The organism is Paraburkholderia sp. GAS32, assembly GCF_050434225.1.
GTDB classification, from domain to species: Bacteria; Pseudomonadota; Gammaproteobacteria; order Burkholderiales; family Burkholderiaceae; genus Paraburkholderia; species Paraburkholderia madseniana.
In genome coordinates this window covers 160,242-178,029 of sequence record NZ_JBNPVS010000015.1, presented here as the reverse complement: position 1 = coordinate 178,029, position 17,788 = coordinate 160,242, and the positions used below count along the sequence as shown (strand labels likewise).

The 17,788-nt window shown below is 62.1% G+C and carries 18 protein-coding genes; 6 read left to right on the top strand and 12 right to left on the bottom strand.

Features of this window, described 5'->3' with window-relative positions:
• From P3T25_RS20055 to oxlT, 3 genes are all read right to left on the bottom strand, one after another.
• Positions 1–533, bottom strand: a 533-nt coding sequence (locus tag P3T25_RS20055) for a CoA transferase (protein ID WP_429358767.1), incomplete at its 3' end; no start/stop codon positions are given.
• 26 nt (positions 534–559) lie between these two features.
• Positions 560–2,302: an oxalyl-CoA decarboxylase gene (gene oxc, locus P3T25_RS20050; RefSeq protein ID WP_429358766.1), complete on the bottom strand. Its 1,743-nt coding sequence runs from the start codon at positions 2,300–2,302 to the stop codon at positions 560–562.
• Positions 2,303–2,365: 63 nt separating this feature from the next.
• Positions 2,366–3,697: an oxalate/formate MFS antiporter gene (gene oxlT, locus P3T25_RS20045; protein ID WP_154559433.1), complete on the bottom strand. Its 1,332-nt coding sequence runs from the start codon at positions 3,695–3,697 to the stop codon at positions 2,366–2,368.
• A gap of 449 nt (positions 3,698–4,146) precedes the next feature.
• Here oxlT and P3T25_RS20040 point away from each other — a divergent pair, with 449 nt between their 5' ends.
• Complete coding sequence (locus P3T25_RS20040; RefSeq protein WP_154559432.1) at positions 4,147–4,536, top strand: hypothetical protein; 390 nt, start codon at positions 4,147–4,149, stop codon at positions 4,534–4,536.
• 110 nt (positions 4,537–4,646) lie between these two features.
• On the opposite strand, the gene P3T25_RS20035 is transcribed toward P3T25_RS20040, so the two are convergent.
• Together P3T25_RS20035 and P3T25_RS20030 are read right to left on the bottom strand one after the other, a co-directional pair.
• The gene (locus tag P3T25_RS20035; protein ID WP_154559431.1) at positions 4,647–5,315 is read right to left on the bottom strand and encodes a glutaminyl-peptide cyclotransferase; all 669 of its coding nucleotides are present in this window, start codon (positions 5,313–5,315) and stop codon (positions 4,647–4,649) included.
• 13 nt (positions 5,316–5,328) lie between these two features.
• Complete coding sequence (locus P3T25_RS20030) at positions 5,329–6,546, bottom strand: helix-turn-helix domain-containing protein (RefSeq protein WP_154559430.1); 1,218 nt, start codon at positions 6,544–6,546, stop codon at positions 5,329–5,331.
• Positions 6,547–6,676: 130 nt separating this feature from the next.
• On the opposite strand from P3T25_RS20030, the gene P3T25_RS20025 reads away from it, so the two are divergent.
• Positions 6,677–7,450 (top strand): DUF899 domain-containing protein, encoded by a 774-nt coding sequence (locus P3T25_RS20025; RefSeq protein ID WP_154559429.1) that lies wholly within the window; start codon positions 6,677–6,679, stop codon positions 7,448–7,450.
• Between the two features lie 8 nt (positions 7,451–7,458).
• On the top strand, positions 7,459–8,304 hold the full coding sequence (locus P3T25_RS20020; protein WP_429358765.1) for a DUF2182 domain-containing protein: 846 nt from the start codon (positions 7,459–7,461) through the stop codon (positions 8,302–8,304).
• Positions 8,305–8,329: 25 nt separating this feature from the next.
• On the opposite strand, the gene P3T25_RS20015 is transcribed toward P3T25_RS20020, so the two are convergent.
• The 4 genes from P3T25_RS20015 to P3T25_RS20000 all read right to left on the bottom strand — a co-directional run bounded on the left by P3T25_RS20015 (position 8,330) and on the right by P3T25_RS20000 (position 11,780).
• Positions 8,330–9,334, bottom strand: coding sequence for a sterol desaturase family protein (locus P3T25_RS20015; protein ID WP_429358764.1), 1,005 nt, complete (start codon positions 9,332–9,334; stop codon positions 8,330–8,332).
• Between the two features lie 48 nt (positions 9,335–9,382).
• The gene (locus tag P3T25_RS20010; RefSeq protein ID WP_154559426.1) at positions 9,383–10,393 is read right to left on the bottom strand and encodes a beta-propeller fold lactonase family protein; all 1,011 of its coding nucleotides are present in this window, start codon (positions 10,391–10,393) and stop codon (positions 9,383–9,385) included.
• A gap of 278 nt (positions 10,394–10,671) precedes the next feature.
• Positions 10,672–10,989 carry a zf-TFIIB domain-containing protein gene (locus P3T25_RS20005; RefSeq protein WP_154559425.1) on the bottom strand — a complete coding sequence of 106 codons (318 nt, stop codon included), beginning with the start codon at positions 10,987–10,989 and terminating at the stop codon, positions 10,672–10,674.
• 38 nt (positions 10,990–11,027) lie between these two features.
• Complete coding sequence (locus tag P3T25_RS20000; protein WP_154559424.1) at positions 11,028–11,780, bottom strand: TerC family protein; 753 nt, start codon at positions 11,778–11,780, stop codon at positions 11,028–11,030.
• 121 nt (positions 11,781–11,901) lie between these two features.
• Here P3T25_RS20000 and P3T25_RS19995 point away from each other — a divergent pair, with 121 nt between their 5' ends.
• Positions 11,902–12,783: a LysR family transcriptional regulator gene (locus P3T25_RS19995; protein WP_154559423.1), complete on the top strand. Its 882-nt coding sequence runs from the start codon at positions 11,902–11,904 to the stop codon at positions 12,781–12,783.
• Here P3T25_RS19995 and P3T25_RS19990 read toward each other — a convergent pair.
• Positions 12,756–13,217: a TerB family tellurite resistance protein gene (locus P3T25_RS19990; RefSeq protein WP_154559422.1), complete on the bottom strand. Its 462-nt coding sequence runs from the start codon at positions 13,215–13,217 to the stop codon at positions 12,756–12,758. The genes P3T25_RS19995 and P3T25_RS19990 overlap by 28 nt on opposite strands.
• A gap of 219 nt (positions 13,218–13,436) precedes the next feature.
• On the opposite strand from P3T25_RS19990, the gene P3T25_RS19985 reads away from it, so the two are divergent.
• The gene (locus P3T25_RS19985) at positions 13,437–13,769 is read left to right on the top strand and encodes a DUF2322 family protein (RefSeq protein ID WP_429358763.1); all 333 of its coding nucleotides are present in this window, start codon (positions 13,437–13,439) and stop codon (positions 13,767–13,769) included.
• An 85-nt stretch (positions 13,770–13,854) separates the two neighbouring features.
• Here P3T25_RS19985 and P3T25_RS19980 read toward each other — a convergent pair whose 3' ends face one another.
• Positions 13,855–14,766 (bottom strand): LysR substrate-binding domain-containing protein, encoded by a 912-nt coding sequence (locus tag P3T25_RS19980; RefSeq protein WP_429358762.1) that lies wholly within the window; start codon positions 14,764–14,766, stop codon positions 13,855–13,857.
• Positions 14,767–14,862: 96 nt separating this feature from the next.
• Here P3T25_RS19980 and P3T25_RS19975 point away from each other — a divergent pair, with 96 nt between their 5' ends.
• Complete coding sequence (locus P3T25_RS19975) at positions 14,863–15,885, top strand: aldo/keto reductase (protein WP_429358761.1); 1,023 nt, start codon at positions 14,863–14,865, stop codon at positions 15,883–15,885.
• A gap of 88 nt (positions 15,886–15,973) precedes the next feature.
• Here the strand turns inward: P3T25_RS19975 and P3T25_RS19970 are convergent, their stop codons facing one another.
• Positions 15,974–17,662: a hypothetical protein gene (locus P3T25_RS19970; RefSeq protein WP_429358760.1), complete on the bottom strand. Its 1,689-nt coding sequence runs from the start codon at positions 17,660–17,662 to the stop codon at positions 15,974–15,976.
• Positions 17,663–17,788: the final 126 nt, after the last annotated feature.

The following is a 17,788-nucleotide window of genomic DNA, read 5'->3' as shown; positions in this document are numbered from 1 at the left end:
ATCGCCAGATGCATGCCGGTGTTGCTGTCGCCGAGCGCCGCGGCGCTGATAGTCGGCGGGCCGTCCCAGAAGCCGGTGGTGGATGCCGCGCCGCCTGCGCATTGCGCGACGTTTTCGTAGACCTTCAGGTCGTCGTAGTGATGGCCGTCGCTGAAGCCCTTCACCGAAGCGACGATCATCTTCGGATTGAGTTCGTTCAGGCGTTCCCATGAAAAGCCCATCCGGTCCAGCGCGCCCGGCCCAAAATTCTCGACCAGCACGTCGGATTCGCGAATCAGTTTTTCGAGTACTTCCTTACCTTCCGGTTTTTTCGTGTCCAACGTGAGCGACTTCTTGTTGCTGTTGAGCATCGTGAAGTACAGCGCGTCGGCGTCAGGGATGTCGCGCAACTGGTTGCGCGTCACGTCGCCCGAACCCGGTCTTTCAACCTTGATCACATCGGCGCCGAACCAGGCGAGCAACTGGGTGCACGCAGGACCGGCCTGAACGTGGGTGAAGTCGATGATCTTGATGCCTTCGAGTGGTTTGGTCACTTTGCTATCTCCATGGTTACGCTGGATCACTTTTTCATTGCCGCGCTTTGCGGATTCAGATTGGTCAGGCGGCCGCTTTCGGTGCCCGCCGCTTCGTCGATGACGGCATTGATCAAGGTCGGCTTGCCTGATGCGATCGATTCAAGCAGCGCCTTCGTCAGTTCTTCCGGTGTGGTCGCGTTGTAGCCGACACCGCCGAATGCCTCGATCATCTTGTCGTAGCGCGCGCCCTTCACGAACACGGTCGGCGCGACGTCCTTGCCGCCCGTCGGGTTCACGTCGGTGCCGCGATACACGCCGTTGTTGTTGAAGACGATGGTGCAAACCGGCAGGTCGTAACGGCAGATGGTTTCGAGTTCCATGCCGCTGAAGCCGAACGCGCTGTCACCTTCGATCGCGACAACCGGTTTGCCGCTCGTCACCGCCGCGCCGATCGCGAAGCCCATGCCGATGCCCATGATTCCCCACGTGCCCGAGTCGAAGCGTTTGCGCGGCTCGTACATGTCGATGATGCTGCGCGCGTAGTCGAGCGTGTTCGCGCCTTCGTTGACGACGTTGATGTCCGGGCGTGTCTTCAGCACGTCGCGGATTGCGCGCAACGCACTGTGGAAATTCATCGGCGACGGGTTCTTGTCGAGCGTGGCCGCCATCTTTGCGAGGTTCTTGCTCTTGCGCTCGGCGATCGCGCTGGTCCATTCGGCGCTCGGCTTCGCGAATCCCGCATCGAGGCCGGCACGCAATGCCGCCACGCACGAGCCGATATCGCCGATCACCGGCGCGGCAATCGCGACGTTACTGTCGATTTCGGTCGGCGAAATATCGACCTGGACGAATCTCTTCGGCTCCGCGCCCCACGTCTTGCCCTTGCCATGCGCGAGCAGCCAGTTCAGACGCGCGCCGATCAGCACGACCACGTCGGCTTCCTGCAGTACGAACGAGCGTGCCGCCGACGCCGATTGCTCGTGCGTATCGGGCAACAGGCCCTTGGCCATCGACATCGGCAGATACGGAATGCCGCTTTGTTCGACGAACGCGCGGATCTCCGCGTCAGCCTGCGCGTAAGCCGCCCCCTTGCCGAGCAGGATCAGCGGACGCTTGGCGCTCTTCAGCACATCGATCGCGCGCTTGACCGATTCCGGCGCCGGCAACTGACGCGGCGCGGCATCGACCACTTTGACCAGCGATTGCTGCGCCTTCACGGCGTCCAGCGTTTGCGCGAGCAGCTTGGCCGGCAAGTCCAGATACACGCCGCCCGGACGGCCCGACACCGCGGCGCGAATCGCACGCGCCACGCCGATGCCGATGTCTTCCGCATGCAGCACGCGATACGCGGCCTTCGCATACGGCTTGGCCGCATTCAACTGATCCATTTCCTCGTAATCGCCCTGCTGCAGATCGACGATTTCACGCTCGCTCGAGCCGCTGATCAGGATCATCGGGAAGCAGTTGGTGGTCGCGTTGGCGAGCGCGGTCAGGCCATTCAGAAAGCCGGGCGCCGACACTGTCAGGCAGATACCCGGCTTCTGCGTCATGAAACCGCTAATCGCCGCTGCATTGCCCGCGTGCTGTTCATGACGAAAACCGATGAAACGCATCCCTTCCGCTTGTGCGAGCCGCGCGAGGTCGGTGATCGGGATGCCGACCAGTCCAAAGATGGTGTGGATGTCGTTCAGTTTCAGCGCGTCGATGACCAGATGGAATCCGTCGGTCGTTTCGGCCGCTTGTTGTGTCGAAGTCTCTTCTACTGTTTGCCGGTCGGCTTCTGCCATGATGCTGCTCCTTGGTCGCGGGACGTTATGGATTCGTCGTGAGTGGCGAGCTCACGTTGTTGTTCATTCAGGTGAGCCGCCTGGCGACGGCTGCAGGCGCGCTTCAGCGATCACTACGCCAGCCGGCGCGCCTGAGTTTTCGATCCAGCGTTTTCTCATGGGGGCGAGGATGAATTTCGCGGATACGGCTGCCGCGATCGACACCACCGCCGCCGAGATGAACACGGTGCTCCACCCGCCGCTGGCCGACAGCACCGATGCGAGCGGCACCAGCATCGAGGCGGTGCCCTTCGCGGTATAAAGCGTGCCGGCATTGGCCGCGGCGTATTTGCTGCCGAACGTGTCCGCGCAGGTCGCCGGGAAGATCGAGAAGATCTCGCCCCAGCACAGGAACACAGCGGCGGCGAAGAACATGAAGGCGTACGGGTTGTGGCCGAACTGCATGAGCCCCAGCAGTGCGACGCCCTCGCCGAGAAAGATCATGAACATCGTGTTTTCGCGGCCGATGCGGTCCGACAGAAACCCGCACAACGGACGCGTAAAACCGTTGCAGAAATTGTCGATTGACAGCGTCATCGTGAGCAGCGGCAGCGTGATGCCCATCAGGTTCACCGGCAGCTTGGCAAAGCCGAATTCCTTCGCGATCGGCCCAAGCTGTGCGGTGGCGATAATGCCGCCGGCTGCGACGAACACGAACATCAGATACAGCACCCAGAAGAGCGGCGAACGGATCATCTCGCCGGGCGTGTAGTCGATCTTGCTTGCGACCACGCGTTTGGCCGCGACCGCGAATGCGGGAGGTTTCGGCCGTACCAGCATGGTGGCGAGCAGCAGAATAGAGACGCCCTGGAAAATGCCGAAGAACATGAACGTGTGCTCGTAACCCGAGCGCTGGATCATGTTGGCGATTGGAATCACGGTGATGGCCGCGCCGGCGCCGAAACCTGCCGCAGTCAAGCCGGCCGCGAGACCGCGCTTGTCCGGAAACCATTTGAGTGCCGTGCCGACGCAGGTGCCATATACGCAACCCGCGCCGATACCGGCGATCACGGCTGCGATGTATAGCTCGGCGAGACTGCTCGCATGCGCGTCGATGATCCAGCCGAGCGCCGCGCACACCGAGCCGCCGATCACAACCGGGCGCGGCCCGAACTTGTCGACGAGCCAGCCTTCGATAGGCACGAGCCAGGTTTCAGTGACGATGAAGACCGTGAATGCGGTCTGAATGGCTGCCTGGCCCCAGTGGTGGGCGTTGTCCATCGGAACGACGAACAGCGTCCAGGCATATTGCAAATTCGCGACGAGCCCCATGCATACGATGCCGATCGCTAGCTGGACCCAGCGGTTTTGCCGGAACGGCGTACTGCCTGTCCCGGATACGTTGGAATGTCCCATGTCCTTCGTCTCCTGTATCTTCCGTCGCGCTCGAGCGGCGCGTTGGACCTACGTGATCGAATCGCTTCATCGCCGGTTTGTCTGTTGGCAATCAAGCGCCATTGGTCGGCCAGAGGGAATTGCACTGACGAAAACCTTTGCCCGTCGATCTCACCACAACTGGGTAAAAGGCGTTTCGCGTGGAGCGCTTCTGAAGGATGCTGCGCGCGAACAGCGATAAGTAAAAGTTAAAACATTTTATGGTTTGCATTAGGCATACCTAATGGATGGGTATACCTGTTCTGACAACGGGGTCATGAGATGTCCGGGCATTCTGACTTCGTCGATGCCGTCGGCAGGGGAACGAGCATATAAACAAAACGTTATAGTCTTTCGAAGTAACTTTAACTGTTGTTTATCTATACGCGCTCCTATTCTTGGTCATGTCAATTTGCCTGAAGGAGACGACCATGAACCCGTCCCAGTTCGACGCCCGCGACAGCGCGCACGATGCGGAAGTAGAGGCGCAACTGTGCGCCTATAACAGCGCTTTCGAAGAACTCGGCCTGCGCTTCCGTTGGGATGCGCGCACGCTGGCGTTGCTAGCCATGATCGACGATGAAGAGGCGCAGATTGCCGCGTACATCGAAGCACATCACGCGCACTTGCTGAAAGCGTATAGCGCCGGGTTTCTGAGCCGGGCCATCCTCGAGAAGAAAAAAGCGCGCTATCCAGCGTGCGTATCGATGCGCGTCGAAAGCGCGCCGCATGTGACCCAGGCGGTAGGTCAGCCGCAGATGAGCAGTTGGCGCGAGCGCTTGTCGTACGAGGTGGAGCTGCCGGCGCTGGTTGGTGTTTAGACGTGGCAGACGAATTTCTGCTGGCGGGAGCCCTGGATCGACGACGTTTGTTGTTTGTTGTTTGTTGAGTCGATCCGGGCGTTGCATCAAATCCGTCGTCAGGCGGTAAATTACTCGCTCGCAGACTCGACGGGGACCGCGGCGTCTCGTGCGGGCCGGCGTACGGCTCGCACCTTCCCGCTGTTTCCGCCGCCGCAGAAGAACAGATCGCCGCCATCGGCTTCCAGCCCCGACACGATCAGGCCGGGCGGCATCTCCAGGCTCTCCAGCACTTCTCCCGTACCAGGATCGACTCGCCTCAACTCGCTCGCTTCATCTTCCCAGGTGCCGTGCCAGAGCTCTCCGTTGCTCCAGGTGACGCCGGTGACGAAGCGGTTGGACTGGATAGTGCGCAGAATCGCCCCGGTTTGGGGATCGACCTGGTGGATCTTCCGGTCCTTATACCGCCCCACCCAGAGCATTCCTTCGGCCCACGCGAGCCCCGAGTTGCCCCCGCCGCCGGGTGCGGGAATGGTGGCGAGCACGCGGCCGGTATCCGGATCGATCTTCTGGATGAGGTCGTCGGCGATCTGAAACAGGTGCTGGCCGTCGAAGGCCGTGCCTGCCTGCGCTGCGACGTCGAACGAGCGCAGCGTTTCTCCGCTCACCGGATCGAAGGCGTTCAGCTTGTCTCCGGCGGCAATCCAGACATGCTGACCGTCATAGGTGACGCCCCCCACCTGGCTGACACCCGGAAAGGGCCCATATTCACGGACGATTTTGGCGGCTGATTTGTTCATGTTTTCATCCTAATCACTCGGTAGGGGGAGCGGGGAGTAACAAAGTCGTCGTGAATCCGGGCATGGGCGGCGTCATCCAGCGTCGCGCGCGCCCGCGGCCGAACGACTGCACCTTGCCGGCTGCCGCCAGCGAATCGAGCGCCCGCTGCATGGTGCGCTGACTGGCATCCAGTGCAATCGCGAGCGCCGAGCTCGACCACGACTCACCGTCGGCGAGGAAGGCGAGCACCATCGCATGCGGTTCTTCGACCGGCCGCGCGAGCACGACGACCTCGCGCGCGCCGTGCGGCACCAGCGCAAAACCGCGCTTCGTCGCGCTCACGCCGGCCAGCGGCCCAAGCAACGCGCGAAGCCGCCCGACTTCGACGCGCAGCCGTGCGCGATGCGATTCATCGGCATGCCTCGTCCGGAATGCGCGCGCGATGAGTGTGTCCCTCGATACGTCTTCGGGCCACGCTTCGGCCAGTGCGCGTGCGAGCGCGAACAACACCGGACGCCTCGCTAGCGGGACCACGATGTTTGCTTCACGCACGACATAACGGCACGCGTCCACCACGAGCGCCTTCGACGCCAGTAACGCCTCAATCTCCTCGAGCACGAGCAAACGCTCTTCGCCGTGTGCGATCAGACGAGCCGCGGGCGTGTCCAGCAGTAGGCGTGCGCTGTCGACCTCCGCCGTCAGCGATGGGATACCTGCGTGACGCGCGGCCTGCTCGGCTTTCGCTAGCGCAGCGCGCGCTGTTTTCGTCTGGAGGCGGCGCATCGCGATTCCCGCGACGACCAGCTCGTGGGCGGCGCGCAGCGCGGGCGGGAAGGGTGCGGGATCGAGGTGGGCGAGCAGGCGCTCGGCCTCGTCGAGGCGCCCGATCAGGAGGAGGCGCCGGACTTCGAGATACCGCGCATGCGCGGCGTTCAGCCCGTCACCGTGGGCTTCGAGCGTCGCTCGCGCGGCGTCGAGCGCCTTCGCGGGCCAGCCCAGATCGCGCGAGGCGAGCGCGATTTCAGCCTCGGCGACTACGCACCGCGCGCGGGCCACCGGCGCTTTCGGGCCGAAGGCGCGCGCCGCACTTCGCACCAACGCTTTCGCCCGAACGAGATCGCCGAGCTGCGCCATCGCGATGCCTCGCAGCGCGAGCGCAGGGGCGTCGTCGCGCAAGGCGACCCGGTTCAGTGCGCCGAGCGGGTCGCCCGCCGCGAGCGCACGTGCCGCGGCCGTCACTAGCGAGTCCATGGTCTATTCGAATCCCGCCACACTTGTCACTCCCACCGTTCGGGTGCCCGTGGCTAATCTAGCACGACCACCAACCAGTTCGTCGTCTCGACAACTGAACGAACGACGAAGGACTCCCAAGGAGGGAATCATGACCACGACACATACAACCGGGACGCGTGACCAGTGGCTGGCGGCGCGGCTCGATCTGCTCAAGGCAGAGAAGGCGCTCACGCGGCAGAGCGACGCGCTGGTGCAGCAACGGCAGGCACTGCCCTGGGTGAGAATCGACAAGGCATACACATTCGAAACTGCTGCGGGAAGGGCGTCATTGGCGGATCTCTTCAAAGGACGCTCGCAGCTTCTCGTGTACCACTTCATGTTCGGACCCGACTACAAGGCGGGGTGCCCGTCGTGCTCATCGATCGCCGATGGGTTCGACGGCGTCGTCGTTCATCTGGCAAATCACGACGTCACGCTGACGGCGGTGTCGCGGGCGCCGTTCGAGAAGCTGCAGACGTACCAGCGCCGGATGGGCTGGACGTTCCCCTGGGCGTCATCGGCTGGCAGCGACTTCAACTTCGACTTCAACATCGCGTTCACCGAGGCGCAGCAGCGTGAAGGAAGCATCGAATACAACTACGAGCGCGGCGGCCACGCGATGGACGAAACGCAGGTCGTTCCGGAGCCCGTCGCCCAGTTCGCGGCCACCTGCGGAACTGACGCGGCGACGTACACGCGCGACAGGCCGGGCCTGAGTGCGTTCGTACTCGAGGACGGCGTCGTCTACCACACGTATTCCACCTATGCGCGCGGCGTGGACGGCATCTGGGGCATGTACCAGTTGCTCGACCGCGCGCCCAAGGGGCGCAACGAGACGGGCGTCTGGTGGAAGCGTCACGACGAGTACGAGACGACGCGCTGAGCCGGGCGATGGAACACGTTAGCGCAACCGGGGGCTGCGAAATGTCGGGACGTGCGATCGAAGCGCGAGTTTCGCAGCGGGCTTTCTTCGGCGTCTCGGCGTTACTCTTCACCGTCAGCACGGCGGTGACAATCGCCGGCGCCGCGTCCATGTCGGCGATGGGTGAGATGCCGATGCCCGGCGGCTGGACGATGTCGGTGGCATGGATGCCGATGTGCGGACAGAAGTGGCCAGGCCTCGCGGCGTCGTTCCTCGGTATGTGGATCGTGATGATGGTCGCGATGATGCTGCCATCTCTCGTTCCCATGCTGTGGCGCTACCGCGAGGCCGTCGGCGGGGCAGGCGTAACGGGCCTGGGCTGGCTGACGGTGATGGTGGGCGTGGGGTACTTCTTCGTGTGGACCGCGTTCGGCATAGCCGCATTTCCGCTCGGCGCCGCGCTGGCGGCGCTCGAGATGCAACAGCCGGCGCTGGCGCGCGCCGTTCCGTTCGCAGTCGGTGTGATTGTGCTGATCGCCGGGGCGCTGCAGTTCACTGCGTGGAAGACCCGGCGCCTTGCCTGCTGTCGCGAGACACCAAGGCGCTGCCTCATGTCGTCCGCATTGCCCGCCGACGCCACCACGGCATGGCGCCACGGTCTACGCCTCGGCCTCCACTGCAGCTACTGCTGTGCCGGCCTGACGACGGTCCTGCTCGTTGCCGGGGGCATGGATTTGCGTGTGATGGCTGCTGTGACGGCGGCCATCACCGTTGAACGTCTTGCACCGCGTGGTGAGCGGGCGGCGCGCGTGATTGGGGTCGGTATCGTCGGCGCAGGCGTGTTCCTGATCGCACGAGCCGTGGGCTTGGGATGAGTCACCCGCCCCTTGACGATGACAATCAGTCCGTCACGCCGCCGTAGTTGCGTTGTCCCCGCAGACGCATCGCGATACGGCCAAACGCGCGCCATTGCTGTGCGATCAACCCGTCACCATAGGAACGCGCTGCGCCGTGCGGCACGGGCAACTGGTCACGAATGCCGGTCGGCTCAACAGTGCGGTCCCACGACGCGGTCCTGAACATCATGTCCCACCACGGAAACAGCACGCCGAAGTTACAGCCGTAGCGCGTGCCTTCATGGCCGTAGCCAATTGCGTGATGACGCCGATGAAAAATCGGGCTCACGATCACGCGTTCGAGCAGCCATCCATACGGCAGGCGCGCGTTCACGTGCTGCACGCTCTGCATGAAGTTGCCGACCGCAACCAGCACGACGAACTGCGTCGGCTGCACACCGATGAACAGCGAAATCGCGGCGAAGAACGCGGCCTGAATGATGTCGTCGAGAAAGTGATTGCGATCGTCGGCCCACAACGACATCTGCTGCTGGCTGTGGTGCACCGCGTGCAGTTCCCACCACACGCCGAAGCGATGCTGCCAGCGGTGATACCAGTACCCGAAGAAATCGAGCACGATCAGGTAGATGAGGAACGACACGACCGGCTGATCGGTGACGCCCGGCCACAGTCCGTCGATGTCGATGTTCGGCACGTTGTAGATCGCCATCAGACTCTGCCAGTGATTGAACACCGGCTGCAGCATGAAGAAGAACGCGATATTGATGATGCCGAGCTTGGCGATCCACGTGTAGATCACATCGGCGCGCAGCGCTTTTCGATCGGACCACGCCTCGACGGGCCGCAGCGCTTCCAGCGGCCGCAAGGCGATATACGTGACCAGGATTTCCAGCACGCCGACGATGACCCAATAGAGTGCATCGTAAGTGTCCTCGTCGTATCCCATCAGGCCGAAGCGATAGAAAAACGGCTGCACCACGTCGACGTACAGGAGTGTCTGCAGCGTCGAGATGCTGTTGTCGAGTAGGGCGAGGATTTCGTGAATCATCAAAAACCTCTTGAAATTGCGGGTGCTGTCATCAAAACGAAAGCCTGTTCAGTCTGGATTGGGCGCATACACGGGCGCACGGTTGGCGAAATACAAACCATGCGGTGAACGTCCGACCGCGATCGTGTCGATAAGTTTATGCGTTGTCAGATCAATGATGCCGACATGCCGCGAAAAACGGAATGTGACCCACAGGTAGCGGTGATCCGCCGACAGTTCCATGTCGTCAGGGCCGGGCATGAGCCCTGTGATGTCGGCGGTCTTCGTCAGCGTGTTGTAATCGAGAATGCTGATCGTGCTTTCCACACGGTTCGTGAGCGCTATGTGCTGGCCGTCGTCGAGATTGCGGAAGTTGTGCGCGCCGCGCCCTGTCTGGATTCTTTTCACAACTTGCTGTTTGTGCCAGTCGACCACGGCCACATCGTCTTCGCCCGTCATACCGATCAACAGATAGCGGTCGCCCGGCGTCATCCAGAGGCCGGCGGGTGTATTGCCCACATGCAGTTTCCAGAGCACCGTCTGCGTCGCCAGATCGATCGCGGCCACTTCGCCGGTGTCTTGCAGTGTGACGAACACGGTCTTGCTGTCGGACGAGAACGTCATGTGACTCGGCGTCTTCGAGAGCGGGACGCGTTTGGCGAGCGTCATGTTCTGGCCGTCGTAGTGATACACGTCGACGCGATCCAGCCGCAGACCTGCCGTCACGAACCATTTGTGATCGGGCGAGAAACCGAGCTGATAGGGATCTTCGATATCGTCGACCTTGCGCTGCACACGGCCGCTGTGTGGATCGAGAAACATCAGATCGTTCGAGATCGAATCCGCGACGATAAGCGAGTGGCCGTCGGGCGTGATCATCAGATGGTGCGGTTCCTTACCGGTCGGCTCCGTGCCGATCACCTTATGCGTGGCGGGATCGATCAGCGTCAGTTTGGCTTCGCCGGAGTCGAGCACGATCACGTTGTCGGCTGCCTGCGCCGGCATCGCCATGGTTAGCGTGCAATACGTCAGCGCAGCAAGCGCGCCGGTCTTTGTAATCGAAACGATAGAAAGTGGCATCTGAACGATAGACAGGCAGGAAAACAATTTGGGGGAACATCATGGCGGCGGGCGCAGGGGATTCAGCGCGTGTGGATCGTGCCTAAGCCGCGCTCAAACCGTTAACGGCTTAACGCGCCACTTCGCTCTGTCGATGACACGCGGCGCGTTGTTATTTGTATGAAGGGTTTGACGCTGGCTGAGGCAACGTCAGAGGGGAAAATGAAAAGGCGCGGCTGACAACAGCGCGCGCTTTTGATCTGATAACTGCTGCCTGGTTCTTCTACTCGCGGACACCGTCAATCGAAATCGAACATGTCGAAAAGCGAGCGTTTCTTCTTGTGTCCCCGATAATCCGTCCGGTGATTGTCATACGTGCGGTTGTTGTCGTACGCATGGTCGCGATGCCGTTCCCGATCTCGATCCGAATGGCTGTCCCGACTCGTGCGTGCGGTAGCGTTAGTCTGCGCGTCATCGCTCCCGGCGTCCTGCGCAATCAGCTTGTCGAGTTCCCCGCGATCAAGCCAGATGCCCCGGCAGACCGGGCAGTAGTCGATTTCGATCGAGCGTCGCTCGGTCATCAGCAAGTCAGTGGTCTTGCAAACGGGACATTTCATTTCGTTGCTCCTCAAGGGTATAAAAATTCATCGCGCGCTCATTGCTCCGCGCTAACCATCCGCTTCGAATTCGCCCGGCGCACGAGCATGTTGAGTGCCTCGACAAACGCGGAGAACGCCATAGCCGCGTAGATGTAAGCCTTCGGCACGTGTGAACCAAAACCTTCTGCGATTAACGTCATGCCGATCACGAGCAGGAAACCGAGCGCGAGCATGACGATGGTCGGATTGCGATCGATAAAGCGCGACAGCGGGTTGGCGGCGAATAGCATCACGGTGACCGCTGCAATCACGGCAACGAACATGATCGGCATGTGCTCGGTCATGCCGACTGCAGTGATGATGCTGTCGACTGAAAACACGATATCGAGCACGAGGATCTGTCCAATCGCAGCCATGGCGGTCAACTGCACGGTTGTGCTCGCCTTGTCGCGTACTTCTTCCGCGTGGACGACGTGATGGCGAATTTCGCTTGTCGCCTTCCAGACGAGGAACAGGCCGCCGCCGAGCAGGATCAGATCGCGCCATGAAAACGCGTGGCCGAACAGCGTCACGGCGGGCGCGGTCAGTTGCGCAATCCACGCGACGGTGCCGAGCAGGGCGAGCCGGAGCACGAGCGCAAGCATGATGCCCATGCGCTGAACGCGAGCGCGCTGTGCTTCCGGCAGCTTGTTGCTGAGGATCGAGATGAAGATCAGATTGTCGATGCCGAGCACGATTTCCATCACGACCAGCGTGAGAAGCGCAGCCCATGCGGCGGGATCGGCAGCGAGTATGAGTAAAGAGTCCATGGGGTCCGTAAGCAAAGGGTGACAGGCAACGTCGGTATGCCGTCATCATCGCTGCCTTCATGGTTCGGATAAATCAGTGATAATCTGAGCGATATATCGATTTTTTCGAAGTATCGCCAACATGCTCAACTATCGCCATCTCTACTATTTCTGGATCGTCGTGAAGGAGGGCGGCTTCGCGCGTGCGGCCGAGCGTCTCGACATGGCGGTTCAGACGATCAGCGCGCAGGTGCGCGAACTGGAAAAATCGATCGGGCGCCAATTGCTGAAACCGGCGGGGCGCGGCGTCACGATGACTGAAGCCGGCGAGACGGCCTTTAATCGCGCGGAACAGATTTTTCAGATCGGCGAGGCGCTGCTCGACGAGATGCGCGAGGCGGGTGGTGAACGTGTTGCCCGGCTTGCAGTGGGTCTTTCCGACGGCATCTCAAAGCTCGCCGCGCACGCGCTGCTCGCGCCGGTGCTCGACACGCCGTCGCTCAGGCTGCTCTGCCACGAGGGCGAACATGCGCAGTTGCTGTCGGAGCTCGCGCTCCATCGGCTCGATCTCGTGCTGGCGTGCCAGCCTGCGCCGCACAATGCGGACCTGCGCGTCGTGAGCCAGCGCCTCGTCGGTTCGCCCGTCGACTGGTATGGCCCAGCGGAGATCATCCGCAAGTCCGCCCGTACCGGCTTTCCGCAATGCCTGGCCGGGCTGCCTGTGCTCCTGCCCACCGGGCACGGCGCGTTGCGCGCGCGGCTCGACCGGTGGTTCGAAACCGAAGGGATCCGGCCGCGGATCGTCGGGGAATTCGAAGACAGCGCGTTGATGGCGGTGTTCGCCGCGCGTGGCCTCGGCGTGTTTCCGCTCGCGGAACTGGGCGCGGGGGATGTGGCGCTGCTGCGCGGACTGCGCTGGCTCGGTCGAGCGGAAGGCGTGGTCGAAGAAATCCACGCAATCCGCTCGCGGCGCGGGCAACATCATGCGCTCGCTTCTCAGGTGGTCGCTGCCGGGCGTGCGTGAGTGTACGGCGCGTCTGGCAACGGGATGTGCCGGCTTGCTCCCTGGATCGGCTTAGGCCCCCACGCGTTGAACACAGCAGCGAGCAAGGCAATTTCGCCATCCGCCAGATAGTTGTCCACGATCGCGACGGCGATACACAGGCGCATCACCTTGCGCCGCAGCGCGGGGTCGTCGATCTCATCTAACAACGTGGTGAGCAGGGCAGCGCCGAGCTGGCCGACCGGCGGCGCGAACGGCGTGTTCGCGACCGACTGGTCCTCGCACAGCGTTTGCACGATCTGCGCGAATTGCTCTGGTGCGAGGCCAAGTCGGCCCGCTATATCCAGGTTTTCGAGGGCGAGCTCTTCCGAGCTGCTGACGTGTCCGTCGGAAGTGAGTGCCAGCGCGACGATACGTGCGGCGGCTTGAGGACTGTTGCGCGGATAGGTTCGCATGTTTGGGCTCCTGGCGCGGACAATGTCCGCAGTGGTGATGAGCCTCAGTCTGCGTCAGGTTGGGGAACGGATAAATCTGCTAATCCGGGAGCGAAGATTCGGAAAAACCGAAGCTTCCGCAGCAGACTGAACGAAGCCTCGCCGTTCAGCGCGATGCAAAACACCCTATCGGATAAGATACGGCTCGCCGTATTTTTCCGAATAGAAGGAGTGTTTTCAGTGATTCAACCGAGCAACGTGTTCAAAGACAACCTCGCCCAACTGCCGGCCATCGACGGTATCGAACGTATCGATCTGCTCGACGGCAAGGGCGCCGTGGTGGCCAGCATCGAGAACAAGCCGGGCAAACAGGGTTCGCTCGCGGTGTACAACTATCTGCAGCAGGCCTTCGGCACGCTGGACGCCAAGGCAGCCGAACACGGCCTCGCGGTGTTCGCCGAGCATACGGTTGACGCGCGCAACCGTCCGGGTGCACACCCGAACGTCGACCATCTGCTCGCGATTGTGGCCGGTGGGGAAGCGTTGCGCATCGATGTTGTCGCAGCGGGCTGAGCGCGCCGTCGTTGCACGGCGCGGCGTGGATCGCGTGATATCGGTCCGCGCCGTAACCCATACCGGTTGACCGTGGCGTCCCTGCCTACGGATGACTACCTGAGTCTTCAGCGGCAAGAATAAAGTCGACGAACGCCCTGAGCGGAGCCGGCATATGCGTCCGGCTCGGGTAGTACAGAAACGGTCCAGTGAAGGTTTGACACCACTCGCCGAGCACAGGTACGAGCGCGCCTTGCTCTATTGCCGGCCGCAGAAATTCATCGAACGAGTAGACGATTCCCAGTCCCGCGATGGCCGCGCCGCGTTCCAGTTCGATCACGGAGGCGATCATCGGTCCGTTTGGCTCGATCCGCACGACGTCGTCGCCTCGCTTGAATTCCCATGTCGCAAGCACGCCGCTGTCGAAGCGGTGTCCGATACACGCGTGGTTCAATAGTTCGCCCGGATGTTGCGGTATGCCGCGGGCCGCGAGGTAGGACGGCGCGGCCGCCGCGACGAAATGTTGAACGCGCGGGCCGATCGGCACGGCGATCATGTCGCGCTCGAGGCGTTCGTCGTAGCGGATGCCGGCATCGAAGCCCGCCGCGAGGATATCGATGAACGTGTCGTTGGTGCCGACGTCCACGGTGATACCCGGATGAGCGGCGAGGAAGCGGGAGAGGAGGGCAGGCAGAATTTCTCTTGCCGCGATCGACGGAACGTTTAATCTCAGTGTTCCAGTCGGACTCTCGCGAAAGAGGTTCACCGCATCCAGCGCGATTGAGATTTCCCCGAAGGCCGGCGCAAGCCGTTCAAAAAGGCGCTGCCCGGCTTCCGTTGGCGTGACGCTGCGCGTCGTGCGGTTGAGCAGCCTGACGCCGAGCTGCTGTTCGAGCCTTCGAACCGCTTCGCTAAGCGATGAGGCTGACACGCCGCCCGTCAGTGCGGCATGGCGGAACCCGCGTGCCCGTGTGACGGCGACGAATGCTTTCAAATCGGACAGGTCGGGTTCCTGCATTGTTCGCCTTTCCGCACGGGTCGTCCAGATTGAGGTGGATTATCGCACGCTGGAAATCGGCCGATACTTCAGCCCAAGCGCCTAACGAGGAACATCATGAAGCAACTTCAACTGGGTAAGACGGGTCCGCAAAGCGCCGCCATCGGTCTTGGCTGCATGGGGATGTCGGGCATGTACGGTCCGTCTGACCGCGCTGAAAGCATCGCAACGATCCACGCCGCGCTCGAAGCCGGCATCACGCTGCTCGATACCGGCGATTTCTACGGTTCAGGCCACAACGAAATCCTGATCGGCGAGGCCCTGAAAAGCGCGCCGCCGTCACGCCGAGACGCGGCGATCATCAGCGTGAAATTCGGCGCCATGCGTGACCCCGCAGGTGGCTGGTCGCTCTACGATGCGCGTCCCGCGGCGGTCAAAAACTTTCTTGCCTACTCGCTGCAGCGCTTGGGCGTCGATCATATCGACATCTACCGCCCTGCGCGGCTCGATCCCAACGTGCCTATCGAAGACACGGTCGGGGCGATTGCCGACATGATCAAAGCCGGCTATGTGCGGCACGTCGGCTTGTCCGAAGTGGGCGCGACGACCATTCGCCGTGCGGCAGCGGTGCACCCGGTGAGTGACCTGCAGATCGAGTACTCGCTGATTTCACGCGGCATTGAAGACGAGATCCTGCCGACGTGCCGCGAACTCGGGATTGGTGTCACGGCGTATGGCGTGTTATCCCGCGGTTTGATCAGTGGCCACTGGAGCAAGGACTCCGCAGGGAAAGGCGATTTTCGCGCCATGAGTCCGCGCTTTCAGGGCGACAACGTCGATCACAACCTCGCGCTGGTGGATGCGCTGCGCAAGGTGGCCGATGCAAAAGGCGTCTCGGTTGCGCAGATTGCGATTGCGTGGGTCGCGGCTCAAGGCAGCGATATCGTGCCGCTCGTGGGCGCACGTCGGCGCGATCGTCTTGCCGAAGCACTCGGTGCGGTTGATGTGACGCTCAGCGCGGAGGATCTGGCCGCGATCGCGCAGGCAGTGCCGCACGGGGCCGCCGCAGGTGAACGTTACGCAGCGGCGCAGATGGCGCATCTCGACAGCGAACAGGGAAGTCAGGGGCACGCTGCGTGATGCGTTGACGGGTCGTGCAAACCGGGTGAACTGGTGGCCACGCACGGCTGAACGCACCGTGGCGTGGCTTCACCCTATTGTCAGTGCGTCAGAAACGGTGGTCCTGATCAGTACCCGGCGTGAACGAGACACCGCGCAATACCTCACCAAAGCCCGCGCTTCGCAACGTGACGAATTTCTCGCGGGCGGCACCCGTCGCACTCGTATTTGCGAGCAGCTCGCGAATGGCAACCAGCTGGTTCGGATCCGCGCCAACATCACCGTTGCCGCTGACGGTCGAGGTCATTGCCCAGAGCGTGACTGTGCCGTCATGTTCGACGCGGCCGGTCAGGTTGCGCAGGCCATCCGTCGCCGGTGCCCACGGGAGGCCAGTTGCCGAATTGGGGCCGGTCGGGTATCCGGACACCGTGTATTGCTGGCCCAGGTTTAGACCCGCCTGCAGGGTGTAGGCGAGCGTCCACTTTTTCGCACCGGCGTTATACACCCACTTCTGCAGACCCGCGCCAGTCTGCGCGGCCGCATGCGTGTAAAGGTCGGGGCCGCCCGTGTAGCCATCGCCCTCGTCCGCGACATACAGCGTCGTCGCGTTGGCGAACCAGAGGCCAAACGGAAAGGAGAGCGTAGTCGCGGTCTTGTTGGGTGTCGACGGAAAGCCGGCCAGCACGCACATATTGCTTGGCAGTCCGTTGGTTTGGACCGTCGCGGCGTCGTAAGCAAGCGCCTTGCTGGGCAATGCCGCATTGGCGGCCGGCACACCCGTGCCAGACGGGCAGGCGTTTCCAGTGGTATCCACAAAGTACACCGTGTTCACGCCGTTGCTGCCGCTACCCTTCGTAAAGTAGAGGACGTTGTTGAATACGGTCATGCCCCGGAAGTTGTCGTCCTTGCCGATCTTGTCCGCCGGCTTGCCAAGCTCAGTGACCGAGAAGCTGGCGACCGGCGTCGGTGCGCCCGGGTCCTGCTGCGCCTCATGCTTTTTCGTGGCGTCGATGAATTGTGCGCCGGCGCCGAGGATCACCCCGGCCGGTTGCGGATTGGCACCGTTACCCGCGTTGCCGGCCGTGTAGAAAAAATCTTCGCCATCGCGGTTATTCAGAATCGCCGAACGGCCGTTGTTGCCGCTATATGCATTCGTCTCGGTGATGCGGAAGTGCCCATCACGGTCGACGCGTGCGACTGCCCGATAGAAATTCTGCCCCACCGGATTAGTGGGATCGACGACGCCAGGCGTGTTCGAATTGGAGACGTCCAGCGTATTCACCGGCGCCACATAACCCATAAAGGTCAGGTACTGGCCGTCGAGCGAAAGGTGCAGGCCGAGTTCAGATTTGGAGCTGAAGCTGGTGACGAGTTGGTCACGTCGCGGCGTTTTCTGCAAACTGTTGGGCACTTCGAGCGAGCTGACCCACTCGCCTGACGGCGTGAGCTGATCGAGAAAGATCCGCGACGTGATGCCGAAGCTGCCGTCATAGCCGTCGTTATTCCACACGTACGGATAGGTGCCGTCGCTCGGCGCGCCAGTGGCCGCGCTACAGCCGCCCGTAGTGGCTCCGCAATTCGGCGGCAGGACCGCGCCAACCTGAACGTTGCTTGACTGGTTGTCGTACACGCTTCGACTTACAACCAGTAAGCCTGGCTCAAAGCGACTTTCACCGCGGAAATCGGACTGTTCGGCATGTGCGTTGAGGGCGGCGGCGCAGAGCACCAGTGCTACCGTGGAAGCTGGTCGGCGAAATGACAGGCGGCGTGTCGCGTTGCAGACGGGAGTCGTTTTCATCTGTAGGTTCCGGGTGGGGAGGTGGAAGTTCTTTTCAGACGGACTAGCACGGACAACCCGGTTACCGTAACAACGCATGATGAAGGATTAGTGGCGGCGACTTCGGTGCAAACCCCCATTGCGTAT